The sequence below is a fragment of the Paenibacillus sophorae genome (assembly GCF_018966525.1).
Classification (GTDB): Bacteria; Bacillota; Bacilli; order Paenibacillales; family Paenibacillaceae; genus Paenibacillus_AQ; species Paenibacillus_AQ sophorae.
Window position 1 is genome coordinate 1,096,911 of the sequence record NZ_CP076607.1, and the last position, 21,766, is coordinate 1,118,676.

6 protein-coding genes are annotated in these 21,766 nt (G+C 43.4%); 5 read left to right on the plus strand and 1 reads right to left on the minus strand.

The window, feature by feature from the left end:
- Positions 1–2 precede the first annotated feature (2 nt).
- On the minus strand, positions 3–746 hold the full coding sequence (locus KP014_RS05290; protein WP_036587735.1) for a LytR/AlgR family response regulator transcription factor: 744 nt from the start codon (positions 744–746) through the stop codon (positions 3–5).
- A gap of 243 nt (positions 747–989) precedes the next feature.
- Between KP014_RS05290 and KP014_RS05295 the strand changes: the two genes are divergently transcribed.
- Genes KP014_RS05295 through KP014_RS05315 form a run of 5 tightly spaced genes read left to right on the plus strand, consistent with a single transcriptional unit; the run spans position 990 to position 21,764 of the window.
- Entirely contained in the window at positions 990–1,880 is an 891-nt protein-coding gene (locus KP014_RS05295) for an ABC transporter ATP-binding protein (protein ID WP_036587737.1), read from the plus strand.
- Positions 1,877–2,683 carry an ABC transporter permease subunit gene (locus tag KP014_RS05300; RefSeq protein ID WP_036587739.1) on the plus strand — a complete coding sequence of 269 codons (807 nt, stop codon included), beginning with the start codon at positions 1,877–1,879 and terminating at the stop codon, positions 2,681–2,683. The genes KP014_RS05295 and KP014_RS05300 overlap by 4 nt, the downstream gene beginning before the upstream one ends.
- A gap of 41 nt (positions 2,684–2,724) precedes the next feature.
- A complete protein-coding gene (locus KP014_RS05305; RefSeq protein ID WP_036587742.1) occupies positions 2,725–3,432 on the plus strand; it encodes a thioesterase II family protein in 708 nt (235 codons plus the stop codon).
- A 23-nt stretch (positions 3,433–3,455) separates the two neighbouring features.
- On the plus strand, positions 3,456–13,598 hold the full coding sequence (locus tag KP014_RS05310; RefSeq protein ID WP_051499260.1) for a non-ribosomal peptide synthetase: 10,143 nt from the start codon (positions 3,456–3,458) through the stop codon (positions 13,596–13,598).
- A gap of 15 nt (positions 13,599–13,613) precedes the next feature.
- A complete protein-coding gene (locus KP014_RS05315; RefSeq protein WP_036587745.1) occupies positions 13,614–21,764 on the plus strand; it encodes a non-ribosomal peptide synthetase in 8,151 nt (2,716 codons plus the stop codon).
- The last annotated feature ends 2 nt before the right edge of the window (positions 21,765–21,766 follow it).

Here is a 21,766-nt window from a genome sequence, read left to right on the forward strand (position 1 = left end):
CCTCATTCCTGAAATCTTCCTGTCATATAACGGGCATAGGCATTTTTAATGGCTTTTGCCTGGGTACGACCAATGGGGAGCTCCTCTAGATTTGACATGGCAACAGAAATTGCGGTGAACTTGCGGACGTGCTGTAAATTAATGATAACCGACCGATGGATCAACAAAAAAGAATTATCCAACCTGTTTAAGTATTCTAAAAGGGTGCCTGAAATTATATATTGTTGCTGAACCGTAGTCACTTTAAGTTTGTTCTGGATCAGAGAATGCTTTACTTTGACAATGGATACAATATCGGAAATTCTTAGAACAATCTGCTCCTTTTCCGTTCTAATAGTCAAAAATTTGTTAACGGAAGAAAAAATATAATTGCAAAGTTTCACCATCTTTGTCTCAAACAAGAGATAAGACAAAGGTTTAAGTAAATACTGGAATGTCTGAACATCAAAGCTGTTCATCATATACTCCGGGTAACTGGTCAAAAAAATGATTTGCACATCTCTGTCGGGAAGCGAACGAACTTTCTTGGCAGTATCAATCCCATTTATACCGTTCATCTCCACGTCGAGGACGAGTATGTGAAAAGCATTACGTCCTTGGTCTTGATAATAGAGAAGCAGCTCCTCGCCCGAGGAGAAGTAATGAACATCAAACTTATATAATGTATTGGCTGTAAGCTTTGAAAAGAATTGCTGCAATTCTTTATGCATTTGTGTTTCGTCGTCACAAACAGCCACACGAAGCATTGCATTTCTCCCCTTTCATCTAACCAGTCCACTTCAATTATAGCTTATATTTCCCTGAAATATCCATCCTTTGTGATAACCGGATAAAGCTCACAGAAAATGTAGTTCGCATACCTTTTTTTGCATTTAACATACAAAATATACCTTTTTATTTATTTTTGGAGTACAGTGGCAATGAGGGGATTTGAAACTATTTTCATGCCGTAAACAACTCGTTGGCAACGAAATCGGGGAGGGGAAAAAGTGATTGCAATTGATCATTTAACAAAAGAATTTTCGAACCAAAAAGGATTGTTCGATGTGAGTATTCAAGTAGAAAAAGGGCAAATATTTGGATATCTCGGACCTAATGGAGCAGGTAAATCGACAACCATCCGACATTTATTGGGATATATCAAACCACAGAAGGGCCAAGCAAAAATAAACGGGTTTGATTGCTGGAGTGAAGCGGACAAAATACATAGCACATTGGGCTATTTGCCAGGTGAGATTGCTTTTATAGAAGGTATGAGCGCGATTGACTTTTTGAATTTAATGTCAGGCATGAGGAAATTAAGCTCCTCTCATAAACGTGAGGAGTTAATTGAAAGGTTTGATTTGGACATTAGAGTTCCGGTCAAGAAAATGTCGAAAGGGATGAAACAAAAGCTCGCGATTATTAGTGCTTTTATGCATGATCCGGATGTCATCATTCTAGATGAACCAAGTTCGGGCCTTGATCCTTTGATGCAAAAGGAGTTTGTGAATTTGCTTCATGAAGAAAAGAATAAAGGCAAAACCATACTGATCTCTTCACACATTTTCAGTGAATTGGAAGATACGGCGGATGTTATAGCCATTATACGTAAAGGGAGAATCATTAAAATTCAGGATGTGCATTCGCTAAGAGGAGAAATGACAAAGGATAGTTATGAAATTGAGTTTTATAATCAGGAGGATGTAAACCGGATTGTGAATTCTAATCTTACTGTTAAAAGTTACGCGGGCAATAAAGCGATTATTGCTGTCGATAGAGAGATCAACGAAATCTTTGGCCAACTAAGCCAATATAAGATCAAAACATTCGATGTTCCGCATCAAAGGTTAGAGGATATTTTTATGAAGTATTATTACAACGAGGAGGAACATTCATGAATTATTCTTTATATAAAGCAATGATGAAGGGACACAGCAAGCTGCTCATAACCTATGCGTCGAGTGTCTTTTTGTGTTTGTATCTGTTGGTTATGACTTTTCCAATGTTAGCAAAGTCCCAGCAATTTAATGATGTTATTAAAGGGTTGCCCGAGAGTGTAATGGTGGCTTTTGGAATACAAGGAAATCTGAATAACGCCGTAGATTATATGGCAATGAATTTTTATAATTCTCTCTATTTATATATTCTGATGGCCTATACCATATTAACAGCTGTTCAACTTGTCAGCAGATTTGTCGATCGAGGCTCAATGGCTTATTTATTATCAACTCCGGTAAATCGTATACAAGTCATTAATACACAAGCGCTGGTATTGATTACAGGACTGGTTACTGTAAGTTTGTTCACATATATCGGAGGCTATCTTGGGGTTCTTTCTTTCGCGGATATTAACACTTTTGATCTCAGAGTTTTTACAGAAATAAATCTCATCGTTATGCTGATTTTCCTAGTTATCGGAGCCTATTCTTTCTTGTTCTCCTGTTTATTTAATGAGGAGAAGACGGTGATGGGAGTAAGCTTCGGGTTAACCGTTCTGTTTTATGCCCTGAGTTTGGCCAGTAAGTTATCGGACGGATTAAATGGGTTGAAATATTTTACAATTTTTTCTTTGTATCAGCCAGAGAGCATATCTCAAGGCAATTATAACGTTACAGGCATAAGCATTACTTTATGTATCGCCGCTGTGATTCTATTCGTAAGCGGTTCCTACTTATTTAAGAGAAAAGATCTTTCGATATAAAAAATTTCAAATTCCATTCCTAATATATGAGGAGATTGCGAATGAAATTATTCTGTATTCCTTATGCCGGGGGCTCCGCTACCTATTATTCCAGGTGGAGAAGCTATCTCAGCAAGGAAATCAAGCTAATTCCATTGGAGCTTTCGGGGCGGGGAGCAAGATTCGGTGAACCGTTATACTCGAGCTTCCAGGATGCGGTTGATGATCTTTACGAGTGCATGATTAAAAGATTGGATGATAGGGAACCGTACGCTATATTTGGTCATAGCATGGGGGCGTTAATAGCTTATGAATTGTATCTGAAATTAAAAGAGAATCAGAAACATCTGCCTATTCACATATTTTTCTCAGGAAGAGAAGCTCCCCATACTAATTTGTTTGGAAGTTCAAAAGGACATATTAATCATCTGCCCGATAATCAATTTTTGGAAGAATTGAAAAAATACAACGGTCTTACCGAAGAGTTTCTCAACAACAGTGAATTAATTGAACTGTTTATGCCGATTATTAGAGCGGATTTCTTCATTGTCGAGAACTATCAGTATAAACCAGATCGTGAAAAATTAAATTGTTCCATCACCATTTTAAATGGCAGCCAAGATTATATAACAAAAGCAGGTGTCCAGGCTTGGGAGAAGTACACAAAGTGTACATGCGATGTTGTGAATTTTGAGGGGAGCCATTTTTTTGTTGAGCAAAATTTAGACAAGGTGATCGATCTTATCCAACACCGCTTGAAAATTCATTAAAAACTTATAAATGAGGTGCAGTAATGGGCGACTTTATTGATAAAAAAATTCAAGAGGTAATTAATGATCTTGATTGCGCAATGAATGATCTTCCCATAGTAGAGAAGTCGGGAATCGTTATTGTGGAGAATGAAATTTCGATACCGCCGCTGCATCTGGACGATATTTTTGCCAAGGAAGACTTAAGCCACAGCTCTAAAGACAATGTCCAAGATGATAATTTACCGTACGCAGCAACTGTGCAAAGCATGGTAAAGGGAGAAATGAAGCCGGCGCTTTCTTACGGAGGGACTCTTGAAATGAAGCCGGATCACCCTTCAACCTTGCAGATGATGCTAAAAGACGCTGCGGATAATTTCGGAGATAATGGAATTACATTTGTGTATACTGACGGCTCTGCCGTGTTTATCAGCTATGCCGAGCTTCTCCATGAAGCGGAGTGTGTTCTGGGGGGGCTCAAAAGACTGGGATTAAAGCCGGGCGACCCTGTCATTTTTCAATTCAAGGATAACCAAAAAATAATTATCTCATTTTGGGCCTGTATTTTGGGCGGCTTCTTGCCAACACTCATAGGTATTGCTCCAATATACACAGAGATGAATGCAGTAGTAAACAAGCTTTTCAATTCATGGTTATTGCTTTCCCGGCCTGTGATTCTAACTGAAAGGGATCTTGAAGGCAGAGTGACCGCGCTCCGGAATCTTTGGGGTGAGGAAGAAATTTGGATTACCAGCTATGAGAACCTTCGAGAAAGTCATGCGGACCATGAATGGTTTAAAGCGGAGAAAGAAAGTTTTGTTCTGAATTTATTAACCTCGGGAAGTACGGGAAAACCGAAATGTGTTCAGCATCGCAACGGCTCCCTCGTTTGGAGAACAATCGCGACTTCAGTTCATAACGGGTTTGATCATCATGATATCTCTTTGAATTGGATGCCTCTGGATCATGTAGGCGGCATTGTGATGTTCCATGTAAGAGACGTTTATTTGGGCTGCAATCAAATTATTGGCCAGATTGATAGTGTTCTTACTAATCCGTTAATTTGGTTGGATTGGATCGATCATTTTAAAGCAACGATTACATGGGCGCCGAATTTTGCTTTTTCAATGCTGAATGATGCGGTCATGGCAGCCAGGGATTACAAGTGGGACTTATCCTCCATGAAGTATTTATTAAACGGAGGGGAAGCAGTTGTTGGAAGGGTTGCACACCATTTCCTTAACCTGTTAAGACCTTTCAATCTTCCGGCCAACGCTATTGTCCCTGCTTACGGAATGTCAGAAACTTCATCCGGAATTGTGGAATCCCGGCTTCTATTACGTGATTCAACTTCAGGTATACATTATATTGACAAGTATTCATTATCCGGTGCAATTAGACATGTCTCGGCAGACTCACCTAATCATCTAGTGTTTACTGAATCCGGAGTGCCGCTTCCAGGTGTGACTTTAAGAATTGTCGATGCTGCGAACAACCTTCTAAACGAAGGCAATATTGGAAGATTACAAGTGAAAAGTCCAAGTGTCATGAACGGATATTATATGAATGAAGAAGCGAACAATGAAGTCTTTATAGACGGGTGGTTTGATACGGGGGATTTGGGCTTTTTAATCGACGGGAAACTTACAGTTACCGGGAGAGTTAAAGATGTCATTATTATAAACGGAAATAATCATTACAACTATGATATCGAAGCTGCTATCGAAGAAGTTGATGGAATTGAAGTTACCTTTGTGGCCGCATGTGCGGTACCCAATGACCAGAACGTAGATCAATTAGCCATCTTTTTCGTCCCCACGGAGAATACAGAAACAGATTTGTTGAAACTCATCCAAAAGTTGAAAAATACAGTAGGCAGAAAATTCGGTCTGCATTCGGGCATATTTATTCCGCTTGAGAAAGAATCATTTCCAAAAACGAACAGCGGAAAAATTCAAAGAGCTGAACTCATTGAAAAATATAAAAACGGAGATTTCAAAGAAATAAAAAAACAAGTAGATATTCTATTGAAGAATGAAAATACCCTTCCGGATTGGTTCTATAGAAGAAAGTGGGTAACCAGCGAACAAGCTTCGTTATTTACGAAGGACACGAATTTGGGAGAACATACACTTGTTTTCGCGGAAGCAAATATAGATCTGCCCCTGGAGATAAAACGGGCAACGTTAGTGTTCAAAGGAGAGCGCTTTAATAAAGCTGGTTCGACCCTTTATTATATTAATCCTTATCATCCTGAAGATTATCAAAAATTAATCAAGTGTATTCTGGAAGACCAGACAATGATTGAACATGTGGTTCATTTGTGGAACTTGGGGGAAGGGATAAAGCAAATCGCGGATGTAAATGAATTGAAGGAGTCTCAAGTAAACTCCAGCTACAGCCTTATCTATTTGACGCAGGCTCTGGATGAATATAAGCACGATAAAATTAATCTCTTCATGGTCACTTCACATGCTGTGGCAGCTATGGATGATGAAGCGATTGCCTATGAGCAATCAACAATATCTGGATTAATCAAAACAATTCCGCATGAGTTTCCCTATATTCATCCAAAACAAGTGGATATATTGGGCAGTGAATTCGGGCAACTGCTGATGTATATAAATAGAGAACTAGTTACTCATGATAATCAACGGGTAATAGCCTATCGAAATCAGGAACGCATGATCCCTGTGATTGAGAAGATTGACTTAACAGCATCCGCATATTGTGATTCGCCGTTGAAGAAAAATGGGCTATATCTGGTCACGGGCGGCTTAGGTGGTATAGGTATCGTCATTTGTGAACATCTTCTGAAAAATTACAGTGCCAAGTTATTAATTGTCGGAAGAACTTCATTATCGTCCGGGAGCGATTCATCTAACAAAAGAGCAGGCTTTGAACACTTGAAAAGTTTGGAACCGCTTGGCGGCTCGGTCATGTATAAGGCTGCTGATTTAACGAATGAGAAGCAGATGAGTGCTTTAATTTCGGAGTTTGAGAATATGAGCAATCAGTCTCTGACTGGAGTTATTCACCTTGCCGGTATCATTCAGGAGTGCTTGATTAAAGATCAAACCCGTCTACAGTTGGAAGAAATGTATGCGGCTAAAGTTTACGGCACATGGGTGCTGCATCAGATAATAAAAGACAAAAAGAATATCCTGTTTATTTCGTCTTCTTCGGCCAGAACCATACATGCTGGTATAACTGTCGGCGCATACTGCTCTGCTAATCAATTTATGGAGACCTTCGCCGTTTATCAAAATCAGTTCCCCAATATACAGGCATACTGCTTCTCATGGAGTTTATGGGATGAAACGGGTATGGGTGGCGGACTGATTATTAAAAATTTGTTGAACAAAAGAGGTTATAGTCCGATTGAACAACGAAAAGGACTGTTCTCCTTCCTGGCAGGCATAAAATGTCAGGAGCCGGTTCAGTTCATCGGATTAAACGGTGCAAAAAAAGAAATTCAAGAACTGAGCCAGACTTCAATAAAAACCAATTATAAATTAAAGATCTATATACAAACGAAAGTTAATAAAAGCCTGCTTAAAGAAAGCTTCCATGTTTTTAAAGAAGTAGCCGCCTCTTCTATGGGGACAATGGACCTTCCTGTTGAGCTGGAACTGATCGACCAACTCCCTCTCGATGGCAACGGAGACATCGATCATAGGGCCTTGACGAAGCTGTGCACACAAGTGGAACAAAAATACAGTGAACCCAGAAATGAGCTGGATCAGATACTGATCAACCGCTGGGAGAAAATATTGGGCCTTTCCCAAATAACGATACAGGATCATTTTTTTGAATTGGGAGGGAACTCACTGCAAGCGACTCAACTAGTTTCAGCTTTGCGCAGCGATGCGGGCGTAAGCCTGGAACTGGAGGATTTGTTCAATTTTCCTGAACTCATGCGGCTTTCAGATATCCTTAACGACCGCCTTCACAAAGAGCAAACAAGCAGCAGTCTGCCTATTCTCCCCGGAACATACGGCAGACAGGTTCAAACGTCTTCGGCGCAGAAGCGGCAGTGGATTCTGTATGAGCTGGAACCTGATAATCCATTTTACAATAATACAGTGGTCATACATTTAAAAGGTCGCATCCACCTGGGATATATGGAGCGTTCGATTGAAGAAGTTGTCCGGAAGCATGAAGTGTTGAGAACAACCTTCAATGTAATCTATGACCAGCCTGCCCAAATCATTCATGATTACTGTTCCGTCAAGCCCCAAATGATTGACTTATCTTCTCTAACGGAGGAGCAACGGACAACAACAGTGGATACTCTGATAAAAAAGGAATCCATGAAACCCTTTGACCTTGTTGAAGGTCCAGTCTGCCGGTTTATGTTGATAAAAACAGCAGAAGACGAATGTACATTCATTGTATCCATTCATCATATTGTCTCTGACGGATGGTCCGTAGGGATTTTTGTCAAGGAGTTCTCCGGTTACTATTTCTCCATGCTCGATGAACAGGAGCCGGTATCGGATAAGTTAAGGATTCAATATGCGGATTATGCCATTTGGCAGGAAGCGTGGGCTGAGAGTGAAGAATGCCGGCAGCAGCTAGACTATTGGAAACAGCAACTGAAAGGTGAGCTCCCGGTACTGGATTTGCCCACGGACAAGCCCCGGCCGGATATTCAGACCTATAAAGGGAAAGTGGAAGTTCTTAATATAGGCAGTGGCTTAGTAGAGAATTTGAAGAAAGTGGCGCATGAAGAAGGCGCCACGCTCTATATGATTTTATTGGCAGGATTTGCGGCACTGCTGAAGCGGTATTCCAACCAGGAGGAATTGATTCTAGGGTCACTTTTCGCTAACCGGAATCGAGTGGAAGTAGAGCCGCTTATCGGTTTTTTTACGAATACCCTGCCTTTACGGTTAGATTGCCGGGGAACGTTTCGCGAGTTTCTGAGACATGTCAAGTTGACGGTTCTGGACGCACAAAAACATCAGGACGTTCAATTTGAGCAGCTTCTTGATCATTTGAGCGTGGAGAGGGATCCAGGCCGGCATCCTTTATTCCAAACCATGTTTGTCTTGCAGAATGCCCCTATGAAGCCGATGTCCAGCGCGGATACGGAAATCGAAGTGGATATTTATTATAACGAGACTTCTAAATTCGATCTATCCATGCAGATATTTGAAGTCGATGAGGAACTGAAAGTTATTCTTGAATATAATACCGATCTGTATATTCAATCAACCATGCAAAGAATGCTGACCCACTATAGGACTATCTTGGAAGCCGCAGTGTGCGCTCCCTCGCATGCGCTGGATTCTCTTGGGATTGTAACCCAGACAGAACGCGCACAGATTCTTAAGGAGTGGCAGACGCCACTTGAAGATCAGATGCCCCAGAATGGAGAGACGCTTATAACTTTGTTTGAGCGAGGGGTTAAAGCGGCACCGGATCGCTGTGCACTGGTGTATCAGGGTAAGCAAATGACATATCGTGAAGTGAACGAGCAATCGAATAAACTTGCTTTGTTTTTAAGGCAGCAGGGGGTGGAAAAGGAAGAGATTATCGGAATCATGGCCGAGCGTTCTTTTGAGATGGTGATTGGAGTGTTGGCCATCCTAAAATCAGGCTGTGCCTATATGCCTATAGATCCCGGGCTTCCTGCGGAGCGCATCCGCTATATGATCGGAGACAGTGGAACGGAGAAAATTCTGACCCAGCGGAAATTCGCTGACAGAGTGAAGGCGGATGCAGCGGTCTTTGAACTTGAAGATGCGGCTATATATGCGGGGAATGGGGACAATCAGGAGGTAAAACCAAGTCCCGGTCAACTGGCATATGTAATTTATACATCAGGTACAACCGGAAACCCCAAAGGGGTAATGATTGAGCATGCAAGCGTTGTTAATATTATCCTGGATCTTCAAGAGAAAAATCCTTTAGAGGAGACGGATGCTTATTTATTTAAGACACCTGTGACCTTCGATGTCTCGGTGGCCGAATTATTTGGATGGTTCCATGGGGGAGGAAGACTGGTTATTCTCGGTCAGGGAGCAGAGAAAGAGCCGCTTTCCATATTACAAGCTATAGATGCTTACCGTATTACCCATATCAATTTTGTGCCTTCCATGCTTAATGCGTTCATGAATACACTCGAAGAACATGAGTATCCCCTGCTGAACCAATTGAAGTATGTCTTTGCAGCGGGCGAAGCGTTATCTGCGGAAATCGCAAAACACTTCTTCCGCATTACTTCCGGTGTCAGGCTAGAGAATATTTACGGACCTACGGAATCTACAATCTATGCTACGAGATATTCCCTGAAGGAGAACAACGTACCCGGTTCAATTCCGATTGGAGCTCCCATGCGCAATATCGGCGCATTGATTTTGAATTCCTGTAATGAGCTGCAGCCGGTTGGCGTCATTGGCGAACTATGCATAGGCGGGGCAGGTCTGGCAAGAGGATATATCAATAATGAGGAATTAACCCGTATGAAATTTACAAATCATCCTTTGAATCCCGGACACAAATTATACCGAACCGGTGATTTAGCGAGATGGACAGCGGACGGGCAGATTGAGTATTTGGGCCGTATGGATCATCAGGTGAAGATCAGAGGCATCAGAATCGAACTGATCGAGATAGAATTGGCGATCATGAATCATGACCGGGTACAAGATTGCGTGGTAACTGCCCTGGATGATCATCATGGAGTCAAAAGGTTGGCCGCTTATATGGTTCTCCATACGACAGAGAAAATAGATTGGCCGGATTATCTGAAAGATGTACTTCCGGAATATATGATTCCGCATTATTTTATGATTTTGGAAACCCTGCCCACCAATCAAAGCGGTAAAATTGACAGAAAAGCACTGCCTCAACCAGATTTAAGCCAAATGGATGAGCGGGAAGATTATATCGCGCCTCTTGACGAGGTGGAGAGAATGCTCGCGGGCATCTGGGGAGATTTGCTTGGGGTACACCGGGTGGGAAGAGAAGATGATTTCTTCAAGCTAGGCGGCGATTCCATTGCGGTTATTCAGATGATTTCAAGATTGCGTAAACGGGGGTATCAGCTTGAGCCTAAGTTAGTTTATCTAAATAAAACGATTGCCCAGCTAACCCGGAAAATCGTCAAAACCGCAGTAGCAAATCCGTACCCCCAAGAGGATGTGACAGGAGAAATCATTCTTACGCCCATTCAACAGTGGTTCTTTGGGCAAGAGTTTGCTAATCCGCAGTTCTGGAATTTGCCCGCCTTGATACATCTTCCGGTCCACTATCCTGAGGAGATCGTCAAGAAAGCAATACTCATGATTGTGAATCATCATGATGCGTTAAGAATTAACTTCCTGAAACGGGAGGGAAAGATCACCCAATACAACGCGACCGTAGTTGAGGACATTCAGCTCGGCGTTATCGATTGTATAAACATGACAGATGAATCCCAGGCAGCGGTCATTCTGAAAGAATCCTCACGTATACAGGGTGCCCTGCAATTCGGGAAAGGATTATTAATTGCTCCTTTGCTGTTCAATTGTGGTGACGGGACTCAGCAATTGCTGCTGGCAGCTCATCATTTAATAGTTGACGGGGTATCCTGGAGGATTATTACCGAGGACCTAAAGCTTGTATTGGACGCGCTTTATACCAATAGCATACCTGCCCTGCCGCTTAAGACAACATCGTTTAAAGATTGGGCCGATGCTCAATACCTTTATGCCCAGTCTGCGGAGCTCCAAGCAGAGCTTCCTTATTGGAAACAAATAATTAAAGAAATACGCTCCTTCACCACGGAAATACCCAGTGATCCGGGAGTTGAGGGGGATGGGGTAACCGTTCAAATAACGATCGACAAAGCTTGGACGCAGAAATTGATGAGGTCTGCTCATACGGCTTACAACACGGAGATGAATGATTTATTGCTGACAGCTCTCTACAGAGCAGCCCAAAAAAGCACCGGGAGAGAAGCATTGTCGTTCATGCTGGAGGGACACGGCAGGGAGAATATTATTAGAAATGCGGATGTGTCAAGAACGGTGGGGTGGTTTACAAGTTCTTTTCCAGTTGTGCTGAAAGAGCATAATGACGCTGTCAGCGAGCAAATAAAAGGCATAAAAGAAACACTGCGCGGCATTCCAAACAAAGGGATTGGATTTGGCATTCTTCAATACTTGACAACGGATGTGGAGTTTGACGATTACGATTCACCGCAAATTTTATTTAATTATCTTGGCCAAATGGACGGCGGCAGTGCTTCACTAAACGTCGAGCTGGCGAGTGTATCAACCGGAATGTTTCACAGCTCTGCAGCCAAACGGCCCTATTTGATTGAGTTTAACAGCATGGTCAGGAACGATGAGCTGCTAATTCGTGTCTCCATGAATAGAGCCATTATTCATCATGATTTCATGACTGAGCTCATCTCTTCTTTTGAACGAGAGATTGTGTATGTTACAGATCATTGTGTGAATGCGAAGCATAGAGAATTTACCGCATCGGATTTCCCTCTGGTCCAAATGTATCAAGATGAGCTCAAGAAGCTTTCTCCATTAACCGAGGATGCGTATCCTTTGTCTCCAATGCAGCAAGGAATGCTTTATCATGCGTTGTCTGAAGACCGGACGTCTTCTTATCATGGGAGACTCTATGTCACTCTACAGGGTAGACCGGATCAGACCGTTATGCAAAAAGCATGGGACTTTGTTGTGGACCGGCATCCTATTCTGCGGACGACCTACCTTTGGGAGGGCAGAAATGAACCGATCCAGCTTGTACGCAAAGGATTGACCCATCCGGTTGAATACACAACCTTCACCGGGGAGCACGAGAAGCGGCATATCATTAGCGGATTCACGGACCAGCCCTTCAATCTGGAGGATGAAGCGCCGGCTAGAATCCTGCTGGTATCGGATCAGACCGGCTCCCATCAATTGATATGGAGTTACCATCATATTGCCTTGGACGGATGGAGTGTGTTCATTTTATTAAGCGAATTGTTATACGTATATCATTGTTTGTATACAGGTCAAAGGGTTAGTCTGCCGTTTGCTCCGCACTATAAAGAGTATATTCAGTGGTATTTGGCTCAGGATAGGGTCAAGGCCAAAGCGTTTTGGAAAGGCTATTTGGAAGGGATAAAGGACGCCACTCCTCTACCGGGAATCAATCCTAAACCTACTGCCGATTCTTCGCTTTCTCAAAGAGAGATGATCAAACAAGCCTTTAGCATCAATATAGAAATCACTTCACGCATCTTGGAATTTACTAAAAAAGAACAATTCACTTTAAATACTTTACTGCAAGCTGCTTGGGGTCTTCTTCTGGGACGTTATACAGGCAGGGAAGACGTTTTATATGGATTCACAGTCTCCGGAAGACCGCATACGTTGGACGATGTGGAGAAAATGGTAGGCATCTTCATCAATTCATTGCCTTTAAGATTAAATTTGGCTTCGGGGAACTCCCTAGCCGGGCTATTGGGAAAGATTCAGGAAACTACGCTGGACATTAAGGATTACGAATACAGTTTATTGCCGGAAATTCAGGAAATGAGTGAAATTCCCTATGGGCAATCCTTGTTCCATTCACTGCTCATTTATCAGAATTATCCTGTGGATAAGGATATGACGAATCCGGAAAGAACTTTGAAATTAAACGATGTACAGGGCACAGTGGACATTAACTATGATCTTATTCTGGAGATTGCGCCGAGGGACAGAACCATCTTGTTTGAAGTCTATTTTAATCAAACCTTGTGGAATCAAAGTTTTATAGGACGATTATTTTCCCATTTTCAAAATGTGCTTGTGGAGTTTGTGTCGGATTATCAGCGGGAAGTAAAGGACATATCCATATTATCCGCACAGGAAAGAAATACGATTCTTCAAGTGTTCGCCAGGGAAGCCAAGGTTGAGACGCTATATGAGGACCAAGTCGAAATCTATCAAGGAGTAAACGATCCGGATAGACGCACAAAAATCTATATCCTTGATGAATTCCGGCATCCAGTGCCCATCGGCATCCCTGGGGAAGTTTATGTAGCCAGTGAAGATATTTATAAGGATTGCGGAAGCTGGGCGGAGTGGATGGAGGAAAATGCGATTGAGAATCCATTCTCCAATATTCGCGGCAAGAATTTGTATAAAACGGGTGATGTGGGTATGTGGGAAGAGAACGGGACTGTCAAAATCATAGACTTGGTATAGAAGGGGGATTGCACGATGAAATATTCCAATAGCCGAATTACGAATCTCGTAAGGATTAACGGCAAGAGAGTGGATCTCTCTCAGCTTGAGAAAGAATGGAACAAGCATCCTTCAGTGAAGCAATGTGCGGTGATTGCTATCCAAGGGGATGCCTCTGAACTGCAGCTGGCCGTTTTTGTAACAGCGCAAGAACAGCTGGATTGCAACAGAATATATTCGGAAATCAATTTGCCTGAAGGTACCCTTTCTAAAGTCTTCATCCAGCTTTCCGCGCTGCCGCTTCTATCGGATGGCAAGGTGGATAAAGAATTGCTCTCTATGTATGCGGCTAATCATACTATGGATTTGCAGGTTTGGGAGGAAGAAATCAAGTCTATACCCAACATCAGGAGTGCAGCCGTTGTCATCGAAGAAGTGTTGAAAGAGATCGAATATGTTCATATTGATGACTTGCTTGACATTGACCATACAAGGGCATACCGTTCCTTCCCGCTAGATGTAGAATTGGAAGAAACAAGCATAGCCGAGGCCGGCTCGCTGCCGCCGGCCATTATATATGGCGGTAGTCAAAAGATGGATCGGAATGAGCCGGTTACTCTGGTGGACATCCTGGTGAGGGCAGTCTTAAACTATCCAGACAAAGGGATATATTACATTGATGAAGAGGGAGAGAAGACATTTCAATCTTATCGTGAGCTCTTGAGTCAGGCAAAAAGAGTGTTAACGGGGTTAAAACAAAGCGGCCTGAATCCGAAGGATAAAGTAGTCTTCCAGCTTGAAGAGAGAACGGATTTCATTCCTGCGTTTTGGGGCTGTATTCTGGGGGGATATATTCCTGTCCCTGTAACGGTACCGCGGTCTTTTACCGAATCCAAAGCAGACTTGAATACACTTGAATATATTGTGAGCGCATTGGAACATCCGTATATTATAACGAATGCCAAAAGATATGATGAGGTTAGAAATCTGCTGGGGAGTGCTGTACAGGCGTATAACGTAATGAAGATTGATGATCTGAAACAATACCCATTAAGCGAAGCGATTTATCGCCCTTCTCCGGAAGATTTAACGATAATCTTGTATACATCCGGAAGTACAGGAATGCCCAAAGGAGTCATGCAAACCCATCAAACTATTATTTCACGTGAGCGGGGGACAACACTGTTGAACCAATTTACCGCTGACGAAGTTTCAGTGAATTGGATGCCGCTGGAGCATGTCGGCGGAATTGTCATGTTTCATATTAAAGAAATGTACTTGGGCTGCACCCAAATACAAGTCCATACCAATTACATTTTGACGGAGCCTTTACGCTGGCTCGATTTAATGGATCAATATAAGGCCACGTTAACATGGGCGCCAAACTTTGCGTATTCCCTGGTCGCTGAGAGGCTCGAAACGTCTTACGCCCAATCATGGGATCTGTCTGCGATGAGATTCATCCTGAATGCAGGTGAGGCGATTACGGCAAAGAGCTGCAAGAAGTTCTTAACTAAGCTCCATAAGTATGGACTGCGCAGCAATGCCATGTTTCCTGCATGGGGGATGTCTGAGACTTGTTCTGGTGTCATCTATTCCGATCACTTCAATGCGGAGCCGCATACGGGAATTCATATGCTTGATACTAATTCTTTATCCGGAGTCCTCAAAATGACTGACCGGATTCATGAAGGCATAACCTTCACCCAACTGGGACGGACCATTCCCGGAGTGAATGTAAGAATTGTAAACTCCAAAAATGAGCTTCTGCACGAAGGTGAAATTGGCCTTATTCAAATCCAAGGGGGGACGACAACACCAGGATATTACAATAATCCGGACGAGAATGAGAAGGCGTTCACTCCAGACGGCTGGTTTAATACTGGCGATCAGGGGTTTATTTACGGCGGCTCACTAACCATTACCGGGCGTTTGAAAGATTTATTGATTATTAATGGAGTTAACTACAGCAATGCTGAGTTAGAAGGACTTGTTGAGGAAATAGATGGAATCTCCTTGTCTTTTACCGCTGTCTGCGCAATTCGGGAAAATGACAGCGATACGGATAAAATAGCGATATTTTTTGTCTCAGAACTGCAGCATCACGAGGAAAAGTTAAATCAAGTCAAAAAAGTGCGAAAAAAAATAAGTGACGCCCTGGGATTGAAAGTTGACTACATTATTCCCGTCACGAGAGATGACATTCCAAAAACAAATATCGGCAAGATCCAGCGTTCAAAGCTAGCCGCTCAGTTCAAAGCGGGGGTATTCAAGCAGCCGTTGAAGGAAGTAGATGTGTTTGAGAAAAGCGAACGAACGCTCCCTAATTGGTTTTTTGAAAAAAAATGGAGCGCGGTCCAGCCTGGCGCCGGTGTTTCCGATTTAAAAGGACGATTGTTTTTGATCATCGATGACGGGAACCATGCTTCTGTAGCCGAGGCCGTGATCGAACAGGGGGGAGAGGTTCAGCGGTTCTCTTCCGGTGAAAGTCTAGCGGCGCTTGAGCGCCTGCCTACTGACATTCTCTATTTTGTGAATTCCGGATTTGCCGGAGAGCGGCTTTCGAGGACAGAGATCGATGATTACAACAGAGAGGGTATTTTTGGATTGCTTCGACTCATTCAATCCTTAAGCAGGCTGGATGTTCAACGGATTCAACTATATGTTGTAACGAAGAATAGCCAGCACTGCCTGGATGAGCCTTGTTTGAATTATGCTGACGCAATTGTACAGGGATTTTTAAAAAGCGCCTCGCTTGAAAACCCTTGGTTAACTTACAGTCACATCGATTTTGATTTCCGGGATGAAGTTATCAGCGGTCTAATGGAAGAGTTGAAGATTGGGAAACTGGAGGATGAAGTTGCTTACCGTCAGGGAAAAAGATACATCCCCTTGCTTTTCCAAACAGATATCCAACAGGTGAACAAGCAAGCGGTTAACTTGAAGACTGAAGGCATGTACCTGATTTCCGGTGGACTCGGAGGAATAGGCGTTGAAGTAATAAAAGAGCTGTCAGACAAATTCGCCCTGAAGTTTATTGTCATTGGCAGAACAGACCTAAATGCCGGAGAGGAGACAAAGCGGCTGGATTCCGCTGCCGATCCGATATCCTACAGAATCAGGGCTTTTCAGGAATTGGAATCGAAAAATGTTGATTTTCTGTATGTACATGGCGATATAACGGATGTCACTTTTCTAAAAAAAACCATAGATCTTGGACGCAGGAAATGGGGGAAACCGCTGGCGGGAGTGCTGCATTTGGCGGGCGAAGGAAATCTGGAGCAGCACTGGAAACATGCTGAATACCGCTGGATACATGCCGCTACAGAGGACACTTACAAGAACATGTTCACTGCGAAAGTATATGGCACCTTGGCCTTACATGAAGCTTTGAAGGATGATCCGGAAGCTTTATTGGTGCTCTTTTCTTCAGTAAACGGTTATTTTGGAGCTTCCACTTTCAGCGCATATTCCGCAGCCAACAGTTTCATGGATCAGTTCAGTGTATATAGGGCACGAAATGGATACCCCAATACTTATTGTTTCTCCTGGAGTCAATGGGATAACATCGGCATGAGCTTTAATAATCCGACGAATGATGCGGCCGGCAGCAAAGGATTTATGCCGCTATCTGTTAAGCAAGGGGTGTATTCCCTGTTGTACGGATTAAGCGGCCCTATTCCACATTTATTTGTAGGGCTTGATCGCAACCAGCGTCAGATCAGAAATGCTTTGGGTTTTGCCAAGGGAACCGAAATCAGACCTTCTATCTACTATACGCTTAATGAAAATGAGGCTAGTCCCCAGGCGATCCGGGAAAAATTGGCTTCCATTGAAGCGGCGGACGGCTGCAGGCTGATCGATTTGCTGGACATGCCGGAGACGGCAGACGGAAGAATTGATTATACGAAGCTGAATGCAGTGCAAAATAAACGTCAGTCCGGTGTTGGCCAGGAGGAGCCTATGTCGGCAACGGAAGCGGTGATCGCCAGTATATTTAAAGAAATTCTTCAAGTGGGCCGAGTCAACAGGAACGACAGCTTTTTTGAACTGGGGGGGCATTCGCTCAAAGCCACACAGGTTTTGTCTAGAATTCAAAACGAATTGCAGGTTAAATTGCCCGTTCAAACCATTTTTCAATATCATACGGTAAAAAACATCGCCAAAATTATCGATGACAAAAGGAAGCTTTACCAGACTGAAGTCATCGACATTCCCAGGCTGCCCGTACAGGAGTATTATGAGCTTTCTCATGCACAGAAGAGAGTTTACATCTTAACTCGGATGGATTCACAAAGCAACAATTATAATATTCTGGGGATGTGGCGGCTAACAGGCGCTCTCCAAGCGGAGGTGCTGCGGCAGGCCTTGCAGCTTATCGTAGACCGGAACCAGTCACTAAGGGCTGCCTTTGTTATGGTGGACGGAAATCCTGTTCAAAAAATAAAGCCAAGCGCAGAATTAGCTTATCATTTCATTGATCTATCCGAGCTCGGAGAAGCGGAACAAGAGAAAGCCACACAAGAAATTGCAAGTCAGGAGGCCGAAAGAAATTATAATCTTGAGACGGGTCCTTTGATGGCAGTATCCCTGCTAAAGACTGCGGCACAAGAGCACTTGCTGTTAATCGCGCAGCATCATATCATCTCGGACGGCTGGTCGCTTGGGTTACTTGTTAAAGAGTTGGGAGCATCGTATCAATTACTAATGCAGGGCGGTATTCCTGAAGCGGAAGTTGAACAACCAACAACGACAGATTATTTTACATGGCACAATCAAAACGTTGAGCGCAATCATCACAGCCGTAAATATTGGTTGAACCAGCTCTCGGGTGAACTGCCTATCCTTGAATTGCCGCTGGATTTCCCAAGACCCGCGATGCAGACTTACCATGGAGACACCAAGCATTTGACCATTCATCCTTCGCTGACCCGGCAACTGGAGAAATTAAGCCAGGCTCACGGGACCTCGTTATTTATGACTTTACTGGCTGCGTTTAAGGTGCTTTTATATAAACTTACAGGACATCGCGACATTATCGTAGGTTCTCCCATTGCAGGCCGAAATCATAAAGTTACGGAAAAGATGATTGGCATGTTTGTTAATACGATCGCTTTCCGTACGCAGCTTGCATCCGAAGAAACCTTCGTCAAATTTTTGGAGAAGGTCAAACACACGGCTCTTGCTGGTTATGAGCACCAGGATTATCCATTCGACCGCTTGGTGGATGAGATTCATCCAGAAAGGGATGTCAGCAGAACCCCTATTTTTCAAGTGATGATGGGTTTGTTGAACCTGCCTTTGGATTTGCAACTGCAGGATCTGCAGATTCAGGAGATTATCAGAGAACATAAGGTGGCGAAATTTGATTTAACCCTCCATGTATTTGAACGAAATCAGGCGCTGTCGATTTATTTTGAATATAATACGGATTTATTCCGGCTTGAAACAATCAGACGCTTTATGAAGTACTATGAGCACTTGCTTGAAGCCATCTGCCGTAACCCTACAACGAGAATAAGCGAGATCGACTTACTGGATTGGGCGGAGAGAGAATATCTGATTCATAACTTAAATCAAACCCAGGTGGCGTACCCCGGCGGTAAAACCATTCAGGAATTGTTTGAAGAGCAGGTGAACAGGCATCCTCAAAAAACAGCGGTGAGCTTTAAAGGTCAAGAATTGACGTATACCGGATTGAACGAGAAGGCGAATGTCATCTCGAATATATTAAGGGGCTTAGACGTACGAAGGGATGATGTGGTAGGAATCATGGTAGACCGTTCCATTGAAGCGATCACCGGGATTCTTGGTATTTTAAAGGCCGGAGGTGCCTATCTGCCAATTGATCCGAAATATCCGGCGGAACGGATTACACACATGTTGGAGGCTTCTAATGTCAAAGTTTTACTCGTAACGAGAGCTTATGAAGGAGAAACAGACAACGCTATTCATACGATTCATATAGACGACAAGTCGTTATATGAGCAGGGGCATATCGAAAGTCCGCATCCTGTGAATGATTCCCGGGATTTGGCCTATGTGATCTACACCTCCGGTTCCACGGGCCAGCCTAAAGGGGTTATGGTTGAACACCGTAATGTTGTCAGATTAGTCAAGAATAACAATTTCGTGGCATGGGACGCCCATGATCATCTTCTACAGACCGGAGCCTTAACATTTGATGCTTCGACGTTCGAAATTTGGGGAGCGTTATTGAATGGACTGACTTTATATATCGTGGATGACCATGTATTGCTGGACGCTCGGCGGTTGGGCCAGTACCTGTCCGATTATGAAATCTCACTGATGTGGCTCAGCTCACCCTTGTTCAACCAATTATCCCAAGAGAATCCATCGATGTTCGCCCCTTTAAAAAGCTTGATTGTAGGCGGAGATGCTCTATCGAGCAAACATGTCAATACGGTTAGAAGAGCATGTCCCGGCTTAACCATAATTAACGGTTACGGGCCTACCGAGAATACAACGTTTACCACAAATTTTGTCATCAATAGGGAGTATACACAATCTATTCCGATCGGTAGACCTACAAACAATACTACAGTTTACATTCTGGATAGAGACAGGCAGCTGAGCCTTTTGGGCGTTCCCGGGGAACTCTATACCGGTGGTGACGGGGTGGCTAGAGGGTATATCAATGATCCGGCCCAAACTGCGGAGAAATTCATCAGTGATCCTTTTAAACAGGGCGGCAGACTGTATCGGACCGGAGATATCGTACGCTGGAACGGCCAAGGCTGCATGGAGTATATCGGAAGAGTCGATAATCAGGTGAAGATACGCGGGTTCAGAATTGAACGTGAAGAGATTGTCAACACCATTCTGGCTTCCGGGATGGCAAAGGATTGTGTGGTGGTTGTAAAAACCGATCCAAGCGGCCACAAACGCTTAATAGCTTATGCTGTTCCAGCTTCTAGCGAAGTGACAGGTCTAACCCTAAAGCACGGGTTGAAAAATATTCTGCCCGATTATATGATTCCAGGATGTATTGTAATGCTTAATTGCATACCGCTTCTTAATAACGGCAAGGTTGATTATAAGTCTTTGCCTGAGCCTAACGGCACTGAAGAGACGGATGAGGATTTCTTGGAACCAAGAAATGAAGTTGAGAAAGACATCGTGGAGATCTACCGGGAAGTCATGGGCCTGCCAAAAGTCAGTTTGCTGGATTCGTTCTTCGAGCTTGGCGGTGATTCGCTGCTCAGTATTAAAGTAGTTTCAAGGCTCAGAGAAAAAGGATATAAGGTAGACCCCAAAACCATATTTATGTCCTCGACGCCGGAGGCTCTGGCTGAAATCGTTGCAATGCGTGAGGAAGTTGCAGTGGTCAAACAAAGAAGTCCTGAAGATTATCTGATCCCCTTAAATTCCAACAGACATGAGGGGATAGGCCTGATCCTGGCCCCTCCGGCGGGAGGAACGGTCATGGGCTACATTCAGCTTGCGCAGGAACTGGATTGCCCGGTATACGCTTTGCAAAGTCCGGGGCTATTCGAGGAGGAGGAGCCGCAGTACTTAAGTTATGAGGAATTGATTTCGCTTTTTGTGAAATCTGTAGACCATACTTTTAGACCCGGGAAGGATTACTTGGGCGGTCATTCCATAGGGGGCCATATTGCCTTCGGAATGTGCCTGGAGTTAATTCGGCAAGGACGGCCTCCGAAAGGCCTGATTATATTGGATACAACTCCATCGCTGCAACTGATGGAAGGTACGGATCATGACGATGTGACGGAGGATGAATTAAAGATGCTGCTCTTGGCGCTGGGTATGGGGAATATGATGGGCATTCCCCTAGAGCGGATAAAGGCATTAAGTTATGAGGACGCCAAGCAGACCATTATTGAAGCAGCCAAAGAAGATGAGAAAGTCATTGATTTTATGACAGCCGATTATCTTGATAAATATTTGCAGCTTCAACTTCATAATGTGATGATGTCAAGAGTCTTGGAACTGGAAGCCGCAAAATTATCAATACCTATTATTGTAATGAAAACAACGGAGCATCCTGATGAGATCGAGCAAAGATTTACAGCATGGAAGGATTATAGTCTGGAAGAAATTCGATATATAGATGTTCCTGGAAATCATGTTACCATGATGAGGCTTCCGCATGTTAAACAGCTCGCGTTATTAATAGAGAAGGCAACAGGGGAAGCGGAATGATT